The sequence below is a fragment of the Flavobacterium sp. UBA7682 genome (assembly GCF_002482945.1).
In the GTDB taxonomy this organism is placed as follows: Bacteria; Bacteroidota; Bacteroidia; order Flavobacteriales; family Flavobacteriaceae; genus Flavobacterium.
Genome location: NZ_DLGY01000044.1, coordinates 1 through 13999 on the forward strand (window position 1 = coordinate 1; position 13999 = coordinate 13999).

The window sequence follows — 13999 nt, forward strand, 5'->3', positions numbered from 1 at the left end:
AAAATCGGTCTTATAATCTCGACACTTTTTGGATCTTCTTTTATTAGCTCATCTCTTTTCTTTCCATCGATAATAAAAGCTTCATTATAACCTGTTTTTATTCCATAGTTAATTTGTATGTCCCAGTCTTTTATAGGCGTTCCGATTTTTTCCATTTTTTCTTTTATCCTTTTTTCAACAGAAGACAATACAACCCAACTTTCATTTTTAAAAAAAGTTGGAGCTGAATTTTCAATAATGAAATTTTCAAATAAATCAGAATTAAAATCTTTATTAAGTAAGCAAGCGTTTGTTGCACTTTCATATTTTGTTTTACTCCCAATTAAAATATTTGTGTCGACTGTGGCAGAATCGAATACTTGAACTCCTCCAAAATCGATAAGTAAAAGAGGGCTGGATTTTTCAACGAAATACTTACGAAGACTTTCTCCATAGGCAGCTCGCATCCATTTATTTGAAGTTATATATGTTAATATTCCATTTTGCCGAAGTAAGTTGAATCCTAATTCATAAAACAGGCTATAAATGTCTCCTGATTTAGAGTAGGTTTCAAAGCTCATTTTTTCTAAAAAAGCACCATCGACCCCCATTTTTTGTAATTGAATGTATGGAGGATTACCAATCATTAAATCAAAACCAATAAATTCCCCATCATTATTCAATGTCTCTGGAAACTCGAAACGCCATTCAAAAGCATTCTCGTATATCTTATTGTTTTTTATATCGTCAATTGTGGCTTGGTATTTTTTAATGTTTTCTTCTAACTCTTTTTTGTCTTTAAGTTGTGCGCTAGTTAGTTTTACTTCAAACAGTTGTTCAGTAACATATTTATTATTGTATTCTAATGATGCTTTTTGAAGGTCTTTTATTTCTTTGCTATTACTGCTTATTTCAGTTTTAAAATTGTTTTTTATGTTGGAAATCAAATCTTCCATTTCTCTTTTTTGCTCTTTGCTATCAGCATTTTGATAGGTTCTCACAGCATCTTTATAAGACTGAATTGTTAATCTACTCTTTTTTAAAGTTTGCTTTAAATCGGCATCCAAATTAAAACGAGAAATTAAAGAGTTACCACATTTTATATTGATGTCAATATTAGGTAATGTTTCCAGTTCATTACTATCAGTTTTGTAGTAGGCATTTTTGAGTAATTCAATCCACAAACGTAAACGACAAATTTTTACAGAATTAGGATTAATATCTACACCAAAAAGGCAATTTTCAATAATGGTTTGCTTTTCGTGAAACAATGTTTCTTGTATGCGTTGGCTCTCTTTGTTAGTTATATTGTACTGAAAAGGAATTCCATCATCATCGGTTATAATCAATTCATCATTAACTACCTCAATGGAATAATCCCGAAGTGTTTTTCCTTGTCTATCGGTTAAAATTCCTAAATCATGTTTAATTGCAATGATTTCATTTAATGCCGAAACTAAAAAATGCCCAGAACCTACTGCGGGGTCACAAATTTTTAAACTATTAATAATACCATTAGCTTCTTTTTTGTCCTTTATGTTGTTGTATAGTTCAGAAAAGTTATTGCAAGACCATTGCAAGGCTTCATTAAACTTTTGCAAAACAGCTCTTCGGATAGTTTCTTTACACATATACATTGTGATAAAACTAGGTGTAAAGAAAGAACCGTCTTTGTAACCATTGATTTTTTCAAATATCAACCCAAGTACTGAAGCATTGATTAATGTTTTGTTGTCTTCTTGAATTTCTTCACTCCCCTCACTTGCAAAGTCATAAGCATCAAGAAATGAAAAGAAATAATACAATGCGTTTTTAGTTCCGCTTACTTTTTTACCATTTGCATCTTTTATAACTGTTGAAGGTAATAATGGCAAAGAAATATTATCTTCTAATTGATTAATAGACAATGCAATTCTTTCCAATTCAGTTGGTTCAAATAACGAACTATTTAAGTAAGGTACTTTTTCAAAATCTTTTACTAATCTATCAATACGTTCATCCGTTTTTTTGGCTAAAACTTTAAAGAAAAGGTTGTTTAAAACATCATAATCTTTTATCGAATCTGCGTTTAGAAATGAATAGCTTTTATTGCCTTTATGGTATGATATTAATTGCGCTTCGAGTAGTTTTAGAAATAAAATTCTGTTTACCCATGTAATTGTTAGCTCTAATCCGATTGCGAAGAGTTGTTCGTCTTTGTTTTCTCCATATTGCTTTAAATTAGGGATATAGTTTAGTTTATCTTCACTCTCTAGTTGCAATATTGCATTTTCAAGTAATGAACCATCGTTTCTATTTTCTTTTTCGTGGCGTTTTATTAGTTTTTTACCTCCATCTTTTACTTCGGTCAAGCCTATGATGTGAAGTAATTCATTGTAAAAGTTTTTGTCTAATGAATTGCTATCATTTGCAAAAGACAACTTTAATAAATGTTCCGGAGAAAGTAATTTGAATAATGCAATTAGAGTTTTGTCGTCATTTTTGTCATTATTGCGTAATGGTTTGTCATACTTTCTAATATCGAAATGCGCAAACTCAATAGTGCCTTGCAAACTTGCGATGTATGGTTTTGCAATATCGTTGTAAAAATAATCCGTTTTACTCCCTGATAAACGTTTTTCTTCAAAATCAATAAACTGTTTGACAAAGGTTTTGTTTTCAGCAAACAACTTATTAAATAGCTGTGCATCAAAAACAAACCATTCATGTATGTTTGAAATTACAAGGTGTTTTAAATCGGTGTTTTTGTGGGTAATGCGTTCACGCATATAATATAAAACTAACTCTTGCAATGCTTTTCCGTTGAGATTGTCAACGGTAATCATTTCAGATTTATTAGATGGACTTTTAACTTCAATTATAACCCCAACGCTAGTTTTAGCTTCTTTACCATTATGAATTACTAAATCGTTTCTGCCTTTCGTATTCACAAAATTATTAGGGTCATAATAAGTTTTCTTTAAAAACTCAATGACAAGATTTTTGTGAAACTCTTCGCTTTCTTTTTCGTTAATAGAGTCTAAAATTGCAATTAAATTGATTTTGAATAATTCAATTCCAGTTCTATTTGGTTTGATTTTTAGAAATGCTTTGTTTAATGCTTTTCGTGGTTCAAGTAGTTGAATATTCATTGCAATTGTTTTGTTTCTGTAAATATAAAAAAATCAACGGCTTTGCAATAATTGTTTTACAAAGGAAATAGTATTGTAATGAAATTTAAAAGGAATTGCAATAATGCAAAACCAATTGACATATTATTTTAATTTATAATCGTATTTGCAAAGTAGTTATATAACTATTTGCAAATACCTCTGCAACGCTCAACAACACCATTACAATGAGCTTATTCGTTTATCAATGCACATCAACGCTATTTCAACTTTATCGTTGCTCTGCGTTGCAACGCTAGACTATGCCTTTTGCAATAGTTTATTATATGTTTTGCAATGCCATGACATAGCACTTCAACGTTATTTCAACGCAAAAGCAACGCTACCGTTGAAAAGCGCATCAACGCTTTACAACGCTAAAAAGACTGTCGTTGCTATAGCAGTGCAACGCTTTTGCAACGCTAACAATGCAATTTCTAAATTATTAAAAAAACACATTCTCTAACCCTTGAAAACAGTGCGCTCCAACGCTATTGCAACGCTAAAAAATACTATAATATTAATAATAGTGAATCTCAAATATAACCATACTTGCAAGTATGGTTTTCAAGCTTGCAAGTATGTCTAAGGCTACTTTAATAAATTTGAATAATCCTCTGGAAGTTCAGCATCAATGTCTCTTAAATATTTCTCTAATGCAGTCATTGTAGAATGCCCAGTGATAAGCATCAATTTACTTTTAGTTTCAAATTGTGAGCTAGTTTTTCGCATTTCTCGATACAATTTAGTGATGAAAGTATGTCTGAAACTATACATTCCGTAATCTTTGTTAAGGTTGAAATGTGTTTTTACAACTTCTTTAAATCGTTTTGAGAAGTAGTCTCTTTTATTGTTTGGTTCTGTAACCCAATCTTGACCAAAGCCAGTAGGAGTGAAGAGAAAACTTTCAGGGGCGAAATTCGATAAATCGGGTAAATCATTCAGCAAAATTTCAGGTATTATTTTGATTTTTACTGCTTTGTTTTTTGTTCTTAAATAAATCCTTTTTCCGACTAAATCAATGTCTTTAATTCTCAATTCACAAACTTCGATTGGTCTCAAAAAGTTATAAGACACAAATTTTATGAATAATAAAAGTAACTTGTCGTTCTCTTCGAGAAAAGAATAAATGTCTTTCTGCATTTCAGAGGTGTAAGTCTTATTTCTTTCAGGATTGGACTTTAAAACATTTATTTTTTTGACTAGGTTATCTGCAATTATTTCATTGTCTTCTAAAACTTGAAATAATGAACTTAAATCTGCTCTTGTATTGTTTCGGTTCCTTGCACTTGAATTAACCAATACGTCATTAAGATAATCGTTAATAACCTTTTTGGTTATGAAAGTTATCGGTTTGTTTTCATCCAAAGACTTTCTAAATTTTCTAACTCTTAATTCAAAGTTTTTATATGAGGTATCTCTAATTGTACTCTTCTTTAAGTTTAAGGCAAATTCAAAAGCTTCTTTAATTGTTAGAGTTTCGAGAATTGCAATATTTTCTTGAGGTATTGCAATTGTATTGTTAGGAATTGCAATGGTTTCAGTAGGTATTGCAATGTTTTCTTTTGGTATTGCAATGCTAGTATTGTTTCCTTTTGAAGCTTCGGATTGCTTTTTATTGAGTAGCTCTTCAATATTATTGGTTATGTTAGGATTGAAGCCTTTTTCAAGTAAAAATTCTAGCGCAACACACATTGCATTCAAGTATTCAACCCTTTCTTTTTTAGTTTTTAGCTTATTTACATTGCCTTTAATGTTCGGCATTCTCTTTAGTTTGCCAGTTTCAGCATCTCTAAAACTATAATATATATACCAACTTTTAGATAATGCTTTTGCTTTTTCGGATTCACTAAGTTGATTCCATAGCAGAATGTTTACACCGCCTGTAAAGATTTTTGGAGCAGTAAAGTCTTTTTGTTTCAACAAGTTTTTTGAGTGATTAATTGGGGAATAGTGTTCTAAATCGTGTACTAAATCGTGTACTTTTTGTAAATGTAAAAATATTTTAGACATAAAAAAAACGGTTTAGAGTACCTAAACCGTTGATTTTCTTGCTTTCAATTTTGTAGCGAGAGGGAGATTTGAACTCCCGACCTCAGGGTTATGAATCCTGCGCTCTAACCGACTGAGCTACCTCGCCATTATAATCATTCCCTGAATGCGGGTGCAAATATAAAATTAAAATTTATGGGTGCAAACTAATAATGGTTATTTTTTTTATTTTCGAAAACGTTTTTTTTTTGATTTTATATTCTATATATTTCCAAAAAATTTGTTCTAATCATGGATAATAAAATACGTTACGAACTTGAATTCCCTTTGAATTCTTCACCTCAATTATTGTATCAATATATCTCAACTCCTTCAGGATTACAGGAGTGGTTTGCTGATAATGTAAATTCGAGAGGAGAATTTTTTACTTTTATTTGGGATGGTGCGGAGGAAAATGCCAGACTTGCTTCCAAAAAAACCGGTGAGAAAGTAAAGTTTAAATGGGTTGATGATAATAAAAAAGATACAGAGTATTATTTTGAACTGAGAATCTTGGAAGATGAAATTACAAAAGATGTCTCTTTAATGGTGGTTGATTACGCCATAGAAGACGAATTGGAGGAGTCAAAACTTTTATGGGAAAACCAGGTTTCCGACTTAAAACACGTCATTGGTTCGATTTAAATAAATTTTATTGCAGTATATTTGTCCCGCTAAAAAACGGGACTTTTTTTATGGTAAATTTTAACGGTGATATCCTAGATTCTGAATTGCAATTAACATTTTCTAATCGCTCATTCCTCTACGGCGATGGCGTTTTTGAAACTTTAAAAGTAGTCGATAATAAAATATTATTTTTTGAAGACCATTATTTCAGATTATTGGCGTCCATGCGAATTATCAGAATGCAAATCCCAATGTCTTTTACTTTAGAATATCTGGAAAGCCAGATTTTAGCTTTGGTAAGCCGACAAAATATCTCAAATTCTGCTCGTGTCAGGTTGACAGTTTTTAGAAATGAAGGCGGTTATTACTCGCCGTTAGACAATTCGGTTTCCTTTGTTATTCAAGCCAGTGAATTGCAGAATAAGTTATATTCAATACAGAATGAATCATTTGAAGTTGATTTATATAAAGACTTTGTTGTTACTAAGCAATTGCTTTCCACCTTAAAAACCAACAATAAAATAATCCAAATCACCGCTAGTATTTTTGCCCAAGAAAACCAATTGGATTCTTGTTTGTTAATCAATGAAGATAAAAATGTTATAGAAGCAACCAATGGAAACCTTTTTATGCTGATGAATAACCAATTGATTACACCGCCAATTTCACACGGATGTTTGAATGGTATCATGAGAAAACAAACCTTAAAATTGGCAAAAGAGATTGAAAATGTTGAGGTAATAGAAAAAGAAATTTCGCCTTTTGATTTACAAAAAGCTGATGAATTATTCATAACAAATGTGATTGTTGGTATCCAACCGATAACAAAGTACCGCAAAAAAGAATTTGAAACTAAATTGTCTAATGCATTGTTGGTTAAACTAAATCAAGCGATATTAGTTTAGTTTAAGATAGGGTTTTCGGGAGCGTTGGACCAAATTAAGTATTCTCCGCCCAATTCGATGATTTTTTCTTTCCAAAAATGAACAGAAGCTTTGCCTAAGATTTTATTTTCATAAATATTCTTGGTTAAAATCCACGAACTCGACTGCATTTCAGTTTCTAATTGTTCAGAATCCCAACCGGTGTAACCAAGAAAGAAGCGAATATTTTTCTTTTTTAGTAATCCGTTGTTGATTAAATCTTTGGTCAACTCAAAATCACCACCCCAAAAAATACCATTGGAAATCTCAATACTATTCGGAATCAAATGAGGAACATTATGGATAAAGTATAAATTGTCTTGTTCCACCGGACCGCCGTTATAAATTTTAAATTTGGCATTAATCTCCGGAAGTAAGTCTTTGATGGTATATTTCAAAGGTTTGTTTAAAATGAATCCAACCGAACCTTCTTCATTGTGGTCGGCTAATAAAATTACAGATCTGTTAAAAGATAAATCACCTATAATAGATGGCTCAGCTATTAACAATTGACCTTTTTGTAATTTTTCCGAAATCATTCTCAGCTAATTTTTATTAAAGTTGGGAAAAAAAAATTAGATAACCAAAAGAATTTGTTAAAAACAAAAAAACCATCTCGATTGATTGAGATGGTTTTTGTATATCAGAAGAACTAATTTATTAGTTTACTGCTCCGTCTAATTCAGCACCAGCTTTGAATTTAACTACATTTTTAGCAGCGATTTTGATAGTTTTTCCTGTTTGAGGATTTCTTCCGTCTCTTGCAGCTCTTTTAGATACTGACCAAGAACCGAATCCTACTAAAGATACTCTTCCACCTTTTTTCAAAGTACCACCTACATTTCCTAAAAATGATTCTAAAGCTAGTTTTGCAGCAGCTTTTGTGATTCCAGCGTCAGCTGCAATTGCATCGATTAATTCTGATTTGTTCATAATGTTAGTTATTAATTGTTGGTTAAACATTCTGTTAATGATAACAAATTTAATAGGAATTCCTTACCGTGCAAGCGTTTTCGGGTTTTTTTCAAAAATTTGTTGATAACTTCGGTCATTTGTTGATAAACCCAAGCGTTTCGTCGATTATTTTGAGTCAAAACGCCTTGAGACCTTATTCTGCTTGCGCTCTTTCAGAAAATGTAACACCATTTAATAGTTCGTGAGCCTGCATTTTTTTCTTTCCGGGCAATTGTAAACTTAGTATTTGGATATAACCATCTTTTACAGCGACTTTGATTTCTTTTTTGGTAGTGATGATTTGACCAACATTAAAGGAATGTGCTTCAGATATTATTTTGGCATCATAAAGTTTTACATTCCATTCTTCTCCGTTGTCTTTAAAAAAACACCAAGCTGATGGATAAGGCGATAAACCTCGAATTAAATTATGAATTTCATTGACTGATTTGTTCCAATCTACTTTGCAGTTTTCACGATTGAGTTTATAAGCGGTTTTGATTTCAGAATTATCTATTTGAATAGTTGTCTCCACCTTTCCTTTTTCTATTAAAGTCAAAGTCTCGACAACTGCGTTGCTGCCTAATTCCATTAATCGGTCATGTAATTCGCCTGCGTTTTCTTCCGAACTTATTGCTGTTTCTTTGCTCAATATCATCGCGCCGGTATCAATTTTATCATCAATAAAAAAAGTAGTCACACCGGTTTTGGTTTCACCATTAATGATTGCCCAATTGATTGGTGCAGCTCCACGATAGTTTGGCAAAAGCGAAGCATGAAGATTAAAGGTTCCTAGTTTTGGCATGCGCCAAACAACCTCAGGCAACATTCTGAAAGCCACAACCACTTGTAAATTGGCATTTAAACTTTGTAATTCGGCCAAAAAAGTTTCGTCTTTTAAATTCGATGGTTGTAATAATCTTAGGTTGTGTTCCAATGCATATTCTTTCACCGCTGAATATTTCAGCTTTTGGCCTCGACCGGCAGGTTTGTCAGTTGCGGTAATGACACCAACAACTTCGTGATTATTTTTGATAATGGTGTCCAAAATGCCGACGGCAAATTCTGGAGTTCCCATAAAAACGATGCGTAATTTTTCCATGCTTATTTTAAGGAATATAAATTATTCGAATTGATGCTGATGGTTTCGTCTTCCAGCAACTTCTGCAACGCAAAGATAACATCGTCTTTCGGAAGTTTGGTCAACTTTTGAATGTCTCTCGAATTGAAATCTTGTATTTTTAATAATTCAACAATTTTATCGGAAACGGTTTCCGGGTTTTGCTTCTTTCTATTTTTCGAAATACAATAGGAGCAAATACCACAATCTGCAGCGAGGCTTTCACCAAAATACTGCATCAATACTTTATTCTTGCACGATTTGGTGTCTTTACTATACTGTAGAACCGCTTGCAACTGTTCTGTTTTTAACTTGTTCTGTGCTTCCAAATATTTAGAAACTCGGTTAATGGTACGTTCATCTTCTCGAATTTCATTCAAAGTAATCGTCGCGTCATTGCTTTTAGCCATCATTTCGATGATGTTTTTCTCTTTTAATTTTTGCAAAAGCGAAAGCACTTCGTTCTCAGTATGATTAGATTTTTTGGCAATCAATTGTAAGTTGAAAGCAGTTTGCATGTCATAAATGCCGGGATAAGTGCGCAACATCGTTAAGAGAATTTCTTCGTCATTCGGATTCAGACTCATATACCGAATCACTTCTTTGGACGGAATGATAAATTGCAACGTGATTTTCTCTGAGAATTCTTGTGATAAAGTGATTATACCTTGTCGGTCTAAGAACTGCAAAGCATTATAGGTTTTTAAAGTTGGAAAACTATATTTGGTGCAAAAGTGATTCAGGTTGAAACTAAATTGTTCGTCAATACCTTCGCCATAAGCGATTTGGAAATAATTGCATAATTTAGTAAAAACCAAATTCAAGAATTTTTTATCCGGTAAAACGCTGATAAATTGCGCTTCAGCGTGTAAAATATCGGATGGATTGTTTAATAAAACGGCAAAAGCTTTATCGCCGTTACGTCCGGCGCGTCCGGATTCTTGGTAGTAATTCTCTAGATTTTGTGGCAAATGCAGATGAATAATAGTCTTAACATTCGCTTTGTCAATTCCCATTCCGAAAGCATTGGTAGCGACCATCACCTGAACTTTTTCGTTCATCCAAAGTTGCATGTGCTTTTCTTTGTCTTTGGATGACAAACCGCCATGATAAAAAGTGGCAGTAAAACCAAGGCTTTCCAATTGATGAACGGTTTCATTGCACGACTTTCTATTGGTTACATAAATAATAGACGGTTGCGGATTTTTTTGGAGAATTTGTTGCAGTAAATGCAACTTGTCCTCGGTTTCAAAAACCATATAAGCAATGTTATCTCGGTAAAATGACTTCGTGAAAATCTGAGGATTATCGAGTTTTAATTGCACCATAATATCTTCCTTCACTCTTGGCGTAGCCGAAGCAGTCAAAGCCAAAAAAGGCACTTTCGGAAAGTATTCTTTAAGTTGTACAATCTTCAAATATGCCGGTCGAAAATCATGTCCCCATTGTGAAACACAATGTGCTTCGTCAATCGCGATAAGATTTACAGGAAGATTTTTAATGCGTTCCAAAATCCAGTCGTTTTGCAAACGTTCAGGAGAAAGGTATAGGAATTTGTAATTGCCAAACTGGCAATTGTCTAATAAATCGATTATCTCATCGGAATGAATGCCACCGGTTAAAGCGATGGCTTTTATGCCTTTGTTTTGTAAATTCTGTACTTGGTCACGCATCAGCGCAATCAGCGGAGAAATCACCAAGCAAATGCCTTCCTTCATCATGCCCGGAACCTGAAAACAAATCGATTTTCCGCCACCGGTTGGCATCAAGGCAAAAGTATCTTTGCCTTCCAAAACCGAAGCGATGATAGCTTCCTGTGGTTTCCGAAAAGCATCGTGTTTCCAATACTTGGTTAGGATTTCTAGGGCTGAATTCAAATTGTGAATGGTCAATTGTGAATGGTGAATTACAAACTAATTCAAATGTATAAAAAAGAATTGGAGTGCTGTTATACAAAAAATGTATTTATGCAAGCTGACTTAAGATATATTGGATGCGTTCTTCCACGGTTCCGCAAGGAACTTGAATGAGTTCATAACCATATTTTTCATAGGTTTCTATCAAATGGTCGAAGATGAGTTTGGCTTGCTCAAAGTTTTCATAACGCGCTTCGTCACTTTCGTAGATTTCTTCCCAAGGCGGAAGTACAAAAATTTTGGCGTATTGATGTTCTCTGCAAGCATGGTCAAAAAAAGCCGGATAACTGTCGCCGATGTAATGCATGTAAGCTAAAATATCGGGAATTCCTCGGTCGAGGAAAACCAAATCGGCCACGTCTTCCGTAGCTTGTTGGTGTTGTTTTCTTCTGCCTTCGAGTAATAATTCGCTGAAGAGTAAAGGTTTTTCAAGAAACAATTGTTCGATGCCCTGTTTTTTGGCTTCTAAAGTTACTTGTCTTGAAATCTCAGGGAAACACGCGTAACCTTGTTCGATAAGTGCATCGATGATTGTGGTTTTTCCGGTGCCCGGACCGCCGGTTATGACTATGAGTTCCTTTTTCAAAATTTTTAGCAATAAGGGGCAAATTTATTGAAACAAATTAGAATACCGAAAGGGATTTTGGTTTTTATTTCGGTCGTGGCCAAAAGTGCGATTAGTTTCCTTTTTAGCCCTGATGGGAGCGGTTACCGTGTAAAAGCGGACAGCAGGAAAACGGCTTGTAAACCAACCCGAACCTTTCGCTACTGATTAAGATCGGCACAAGTCAAAAAAATAAATAAAACCGATGGAATTCTTCTCCAAAATCTGAAATCAATACTGTATATTTGCTTTTATTTTTTGATTAATGGATAAGAAAACCGAAGAATTTTATACCCGATTGCGAGAAGAGTTGAACAATACTTCAACATGGCCGACTGAATATTTGTATAAATTTATTGTGCCAACAGACCCTAAAAAGATTGAAGAAGTCGAAAATGCTTTTGATAATTTGGGCGCCGTAATCCAAACTACCCAATCTAAAACGGGAAAATACACCAGTCTTTCTGTAAACGTGATGATGGAAAGTCCGGAAAGCGTTGTCGAGAAATACATTGAAGTTTCTAATATAGAAGGAATAATTTCATTATGATGGCGGAGAAATATATAAAAGAGAATGCCAATGATGTCGTTCACCATTTGGAGTACAATGCCGAGAGAACGCATTTGATTATTCCGGAATATGGTCGTCATTTGCAAAAATTGATTGACCAAGCCACTGTAATTGCAGATAGGGAAGAGCGCAACAAAGCAGCCAAATACATTATTCAGGTAATGGGAAGTTTGAATCCGCACTTGCGTGATGTGCCCGATTTTCAGCATAAATTGTGGGATCAGATTTTTATCATGTCCGATTTCAGATTGGATGTTGATTCTCCGTATCCTATTCCGACCAAAGATGTAATTCATCTGAAACCGGAACGTTTGCCTTACCCGCAAAAAAATCCGAAGTATCGTTTTTATGGCAACAACATCAAATACATGATTGATGTGGCCAACAGTTGGGAAGAAGGCGAAATGAAAAATGCGTTGGTAAAAGTCATTGCCAACCATATGAAGAAATCTTATTTGAGTTGGAACAAAGACACGGTAACCGATACCGTGATTTTTGAGCATTTATATGAATTGTCCGAAGGTACTTTAAATTTATTGCAGAGCTCTGAAGAATTATTGAATACCAGTGATTTGATGCGTACCAATAAGAAAATGTCGAACAAAAATATGCCGCCTCAAAGCGCAAAGATTAAGAGTAATAATAACGGGAAGAAACCGTTCCCGAAGAAAAATAATAACAATCAGAAATAAAGGTGCTGAGGCACTAAGGTTCTAAGGTACTAAGGCCTCAGAACCACAGAGCCTCATGACCTCAGAACCTTAAAAACACATATGGGAACTTTTAAAATTGAAGGTGGCATTTCACTGAAAGGAGATGTACAACCACAAGGCGCCAAAAATGAAGCATTGCAAGTTTTGTGTCCGGCATTATTAACTTCAGAAAAAGTTAGAATTACCAATATTCCGGATATTATTGACGTTAATAAACTCATCGTTTTATTGGGGAATTTGGGCGTAAAAATTCAAAAAAACGGTGTTGGTGATTACACTTTTCAAGCAGATGAAGTCAATATTGATTATTTAAAAACGGAAGCCTTTAAGAAAGAAGGTGGAAGCTTAAGAGGTTCGATTATGATTGTTGGGCCACTTTTAGCCAGATTTGGTTGTGGTTATATTCCAAAACCGGGTGGTGATAAAATTGGTCGTCGTCGTTTGGATACGCACTTTGAAGGATTCATCAATTTAGGAGCCAAATTCCGTTACGAAAGAGAAGACCATTTCTATGGCGTGGAAACCAAAACCCGTTTGAAAGGCGCTCACATGTTATTGGACGAAGCATCAGTAACCGGAACAGCCAATATTGTGATGGCAGCTGTTTTAGCTGAAGGAACAACTACTATTTATAATGCAGCCTGCGAGCCTTACTTACAACAGTTGTGTAAAATGTTGAACTCCATGGGTGCGAAAATCACCGGTGTTGGGTCTAACTTATTGACCATTGAAGGCGTTGAAAAATTAGGCGGTTGCGAACACAGAATCCTTCCGGATATGATTGAAATCGGTTCGTGGATTGGATTGGCAGCGATGACGCGTAGTGAAATTACCATTAAAAATGTAAGTTGGGATAACTTGGGTGTGATTCCAAGTGTGTTTAGAAAATTGGGAATCACTTTAGAAAGAAAAGGAGACGATATTTATATTCCGGCTCATACCAAAGGTTATACCGTTAAAACTGATATTGACGGTTCTATCTTAACTATTGCCGATGCGCCTTGGCCGGGATTTACGCCTGACTTGTTGAGTATCGTTTTGGTGGTAGCAACGCAAGCCAATGGCGATGTTTTAATTCACCAAAAAATGTTCGAAAGCCGTTTGTTCTTCGTGGATAAATTGATTGATATGGGTGCCAAAATTATGTTGTGTGATCCACACAGAGCGGTGGTCATGGGACATAATTTTCAATCGCAATTAAAAGCGACAACAATGTCTTCGCCTGATATTCGTGCGGGAATTTCCTTGTTGATTGCTGCGCTTTCTGCTAAAGGAACTTCTACGATTCAAAATATTGAGCAAATTGATCGCGGTTACGAAAGAATTGACGAAAGGCTCAGAGCTTTAGGGGCTAACATCGTTAGAGTTTAACAAAACAGATATATAAAGAGGCGCAAATTGTGCCTCTTTTC

12 protein-coding genes and 1 tRNA gene are annotated in these 13999 nt (G+C 34.3%); 5 read left to right on the top strand and 8 right to left on the bottom strand.

Features of this window, described 5'->3' with window-relative positions; all coding sequences use genetic code 11:
• From B3C16_RS12215 to B3C16_RS12225, 3 genes are all read right to left on the bottom strand, one after another.
• A partial coding sequence (locus B3C16_RS12215; protein WP_291132072.1) for a DUF7149 domain-containing protein occupies nt 1–3110 on the bottom strand: 3110 nt, incomplete at its 3' end.
• Between the two features lie 609 nt (nt 3111–3719).
• Nucleotides 3720–5141: a tyrosine-type recombinase/integrase gene (locus B3C16_RS12220; protein ID WP_291132074.1), complete on the bottom strand. Its 1422-nt coding sequence runs from the start codon at nt 5139–5141 to the stop codon at nt 3720–3722.
• 53 nt (nt 5142–5194) lie between these two features.
• Nucleotides 5195–5268 (bottom strand) — tRNA-Met (locus tag B3C16_RS12225).
• A gap of 143 nt (nt 5269–5411) precedes the next feature.
• On the opposite strand from B3C16_RS12225, the gene B3C16_RS12230 reads away from it, so the two are divergent.
• Both B3C16_RS12230 and B3C16_RS12235 read left to right on the top strand, forming a co-directional pair.
• Complete coding sequence (locus tag B3C16_RS12230; protein ID WP_121314913.1) at nt 5412–5804, top strand: START-like domain-containing protein; 393 nt, start codon at nt 5412–5414, stop codon at nt 5802–5804.
• A 50-nt stretch (nt 5805–5854) separates the two neighbouring features.
• On the top strand, nt 5855–6691 hold the full coding sequence (locus tag B3C16_RS12235; RefSeq protein WP_291132077.1) for an aminotransferase class IV: 837 nt from the start codon (nt 5855–5857) through the stop codon (nt 6689–6691).
• Here B3C16_RS12235 and B3C16_RS12240 read toward each other — a convergent pair.
• From B3C16_RS12240 to B3C16_RS12260, 5 genes are all read right to left on the bottom strand, one after another.
• The gene (locus B3C16_RS12240) at nt 6688–7248 is read right to left on the bottom strand and encodes a YqgE/AlgH family protein (protein ID WP_121314911.1); all 561 of its coding nucleotides are present in this window, start codon (nt 7246–7248) and stop codon (nt 6688–6690) included. The genes B3C16_RS12235 and B3C16_RS12240 overlap by 4 nt on opposite strands.
• A gap of 121 nt (nt 7249–7369) precedes the next feature.
• A complete protein-coding gene (locus tag B3C16_RS12245; protein ID WP_121314922.1) occupies nt 7370–7642 on the bottom strand; it encodes an HU family DNA-binding protein in 273 nt (90 codons plus the stop codon).
• Nucleotides 7643–7817: 175 nt separating this feature from the next.
• Entirely contained in the window at nt 7818–8765 is a 948-nt protein-coding gene (fmt, locus tag B3C16_RS12250; RefSeq protein ID WP_121314910.1) for a methionyl-tRNA formyltransferase, read from the bottom strand.
• Nucleotides 8766–8767: 2 nt separating this feature from the next.
• Nucleotides 8768–10660, bottom strand: a complete 1893-nt coding sequence (locus tag B3C16_RS12255) for a RecQ family ATP-dependent DNA helicase (protein ID WP_291132081.1) — start codon at nt 10658–10660, stop codon at nt 8768–8770.
• Between the two features lie 88 nt (nt 10661–10748).
• Nucleotides 10749–11285 (bottom strand): AAA family ATPase, encoded by a 537-nt coding sequence (locus tag B3C16_RS12260; RefSeq protein WP_121314909.1) that lies wholly within the window; start codon nt 11283–11285, stop codon nt 10749–10751.
• A gap of 283 nt (nt 11286–11568) precedes the next feature.
• Here B3C16_RS12260 and B3C16_RS12265 point away from each other — a divergent pair, with 283 nt between their 5' ends.
• The 3 genes from B3C16_RS12265 (at nt 11569) to murA (ending at nt 13958) form a co-directional block, all read left to right on the top strand.
• Nucleotides 11569–11853 carry a DUF493 family protein gene (locus B3C16_RS12265; RefSeq protein ID WP_121314908.1) on the top strand — a complete coding sequence of 95 codons (285 nt, stop codon included), beginning with the start codon at nt 11569–11571 and terminating at the stop codon, nt 11851–11853.
• Nucleotides 11853–12566: a DUF4290 domain-containing protein gene (locus B3C16_RS12270; RefSeq protein WP_291132427.1), complete on the top strand. Its 714-nt coding sequence runs from the start codon at nt 11853–11855 to the stop codon at nt 12564–12566. The genes B3C16_RS12265 and B3C16_RS12270 overlap by 1 nt, the downstream gene beginning before the upstream one ends.
• Nucleotides 12567–12647: 81 nt before the next feature.
• On the top strand, nt 12648–13958 hold the full coding sequence (gene murA, locus B3C16_RS12275; RefSeq protein WP_121314907.1) for a UDP-N-acetylglucosamine 1-carboxyvinyltransferase: 1311 nt from the start codon (nt 12648–12650) through the stop codon (nt 13956–13958).
• Nucleotides 13959–13999: the final 41 nt, after the last annotated feature.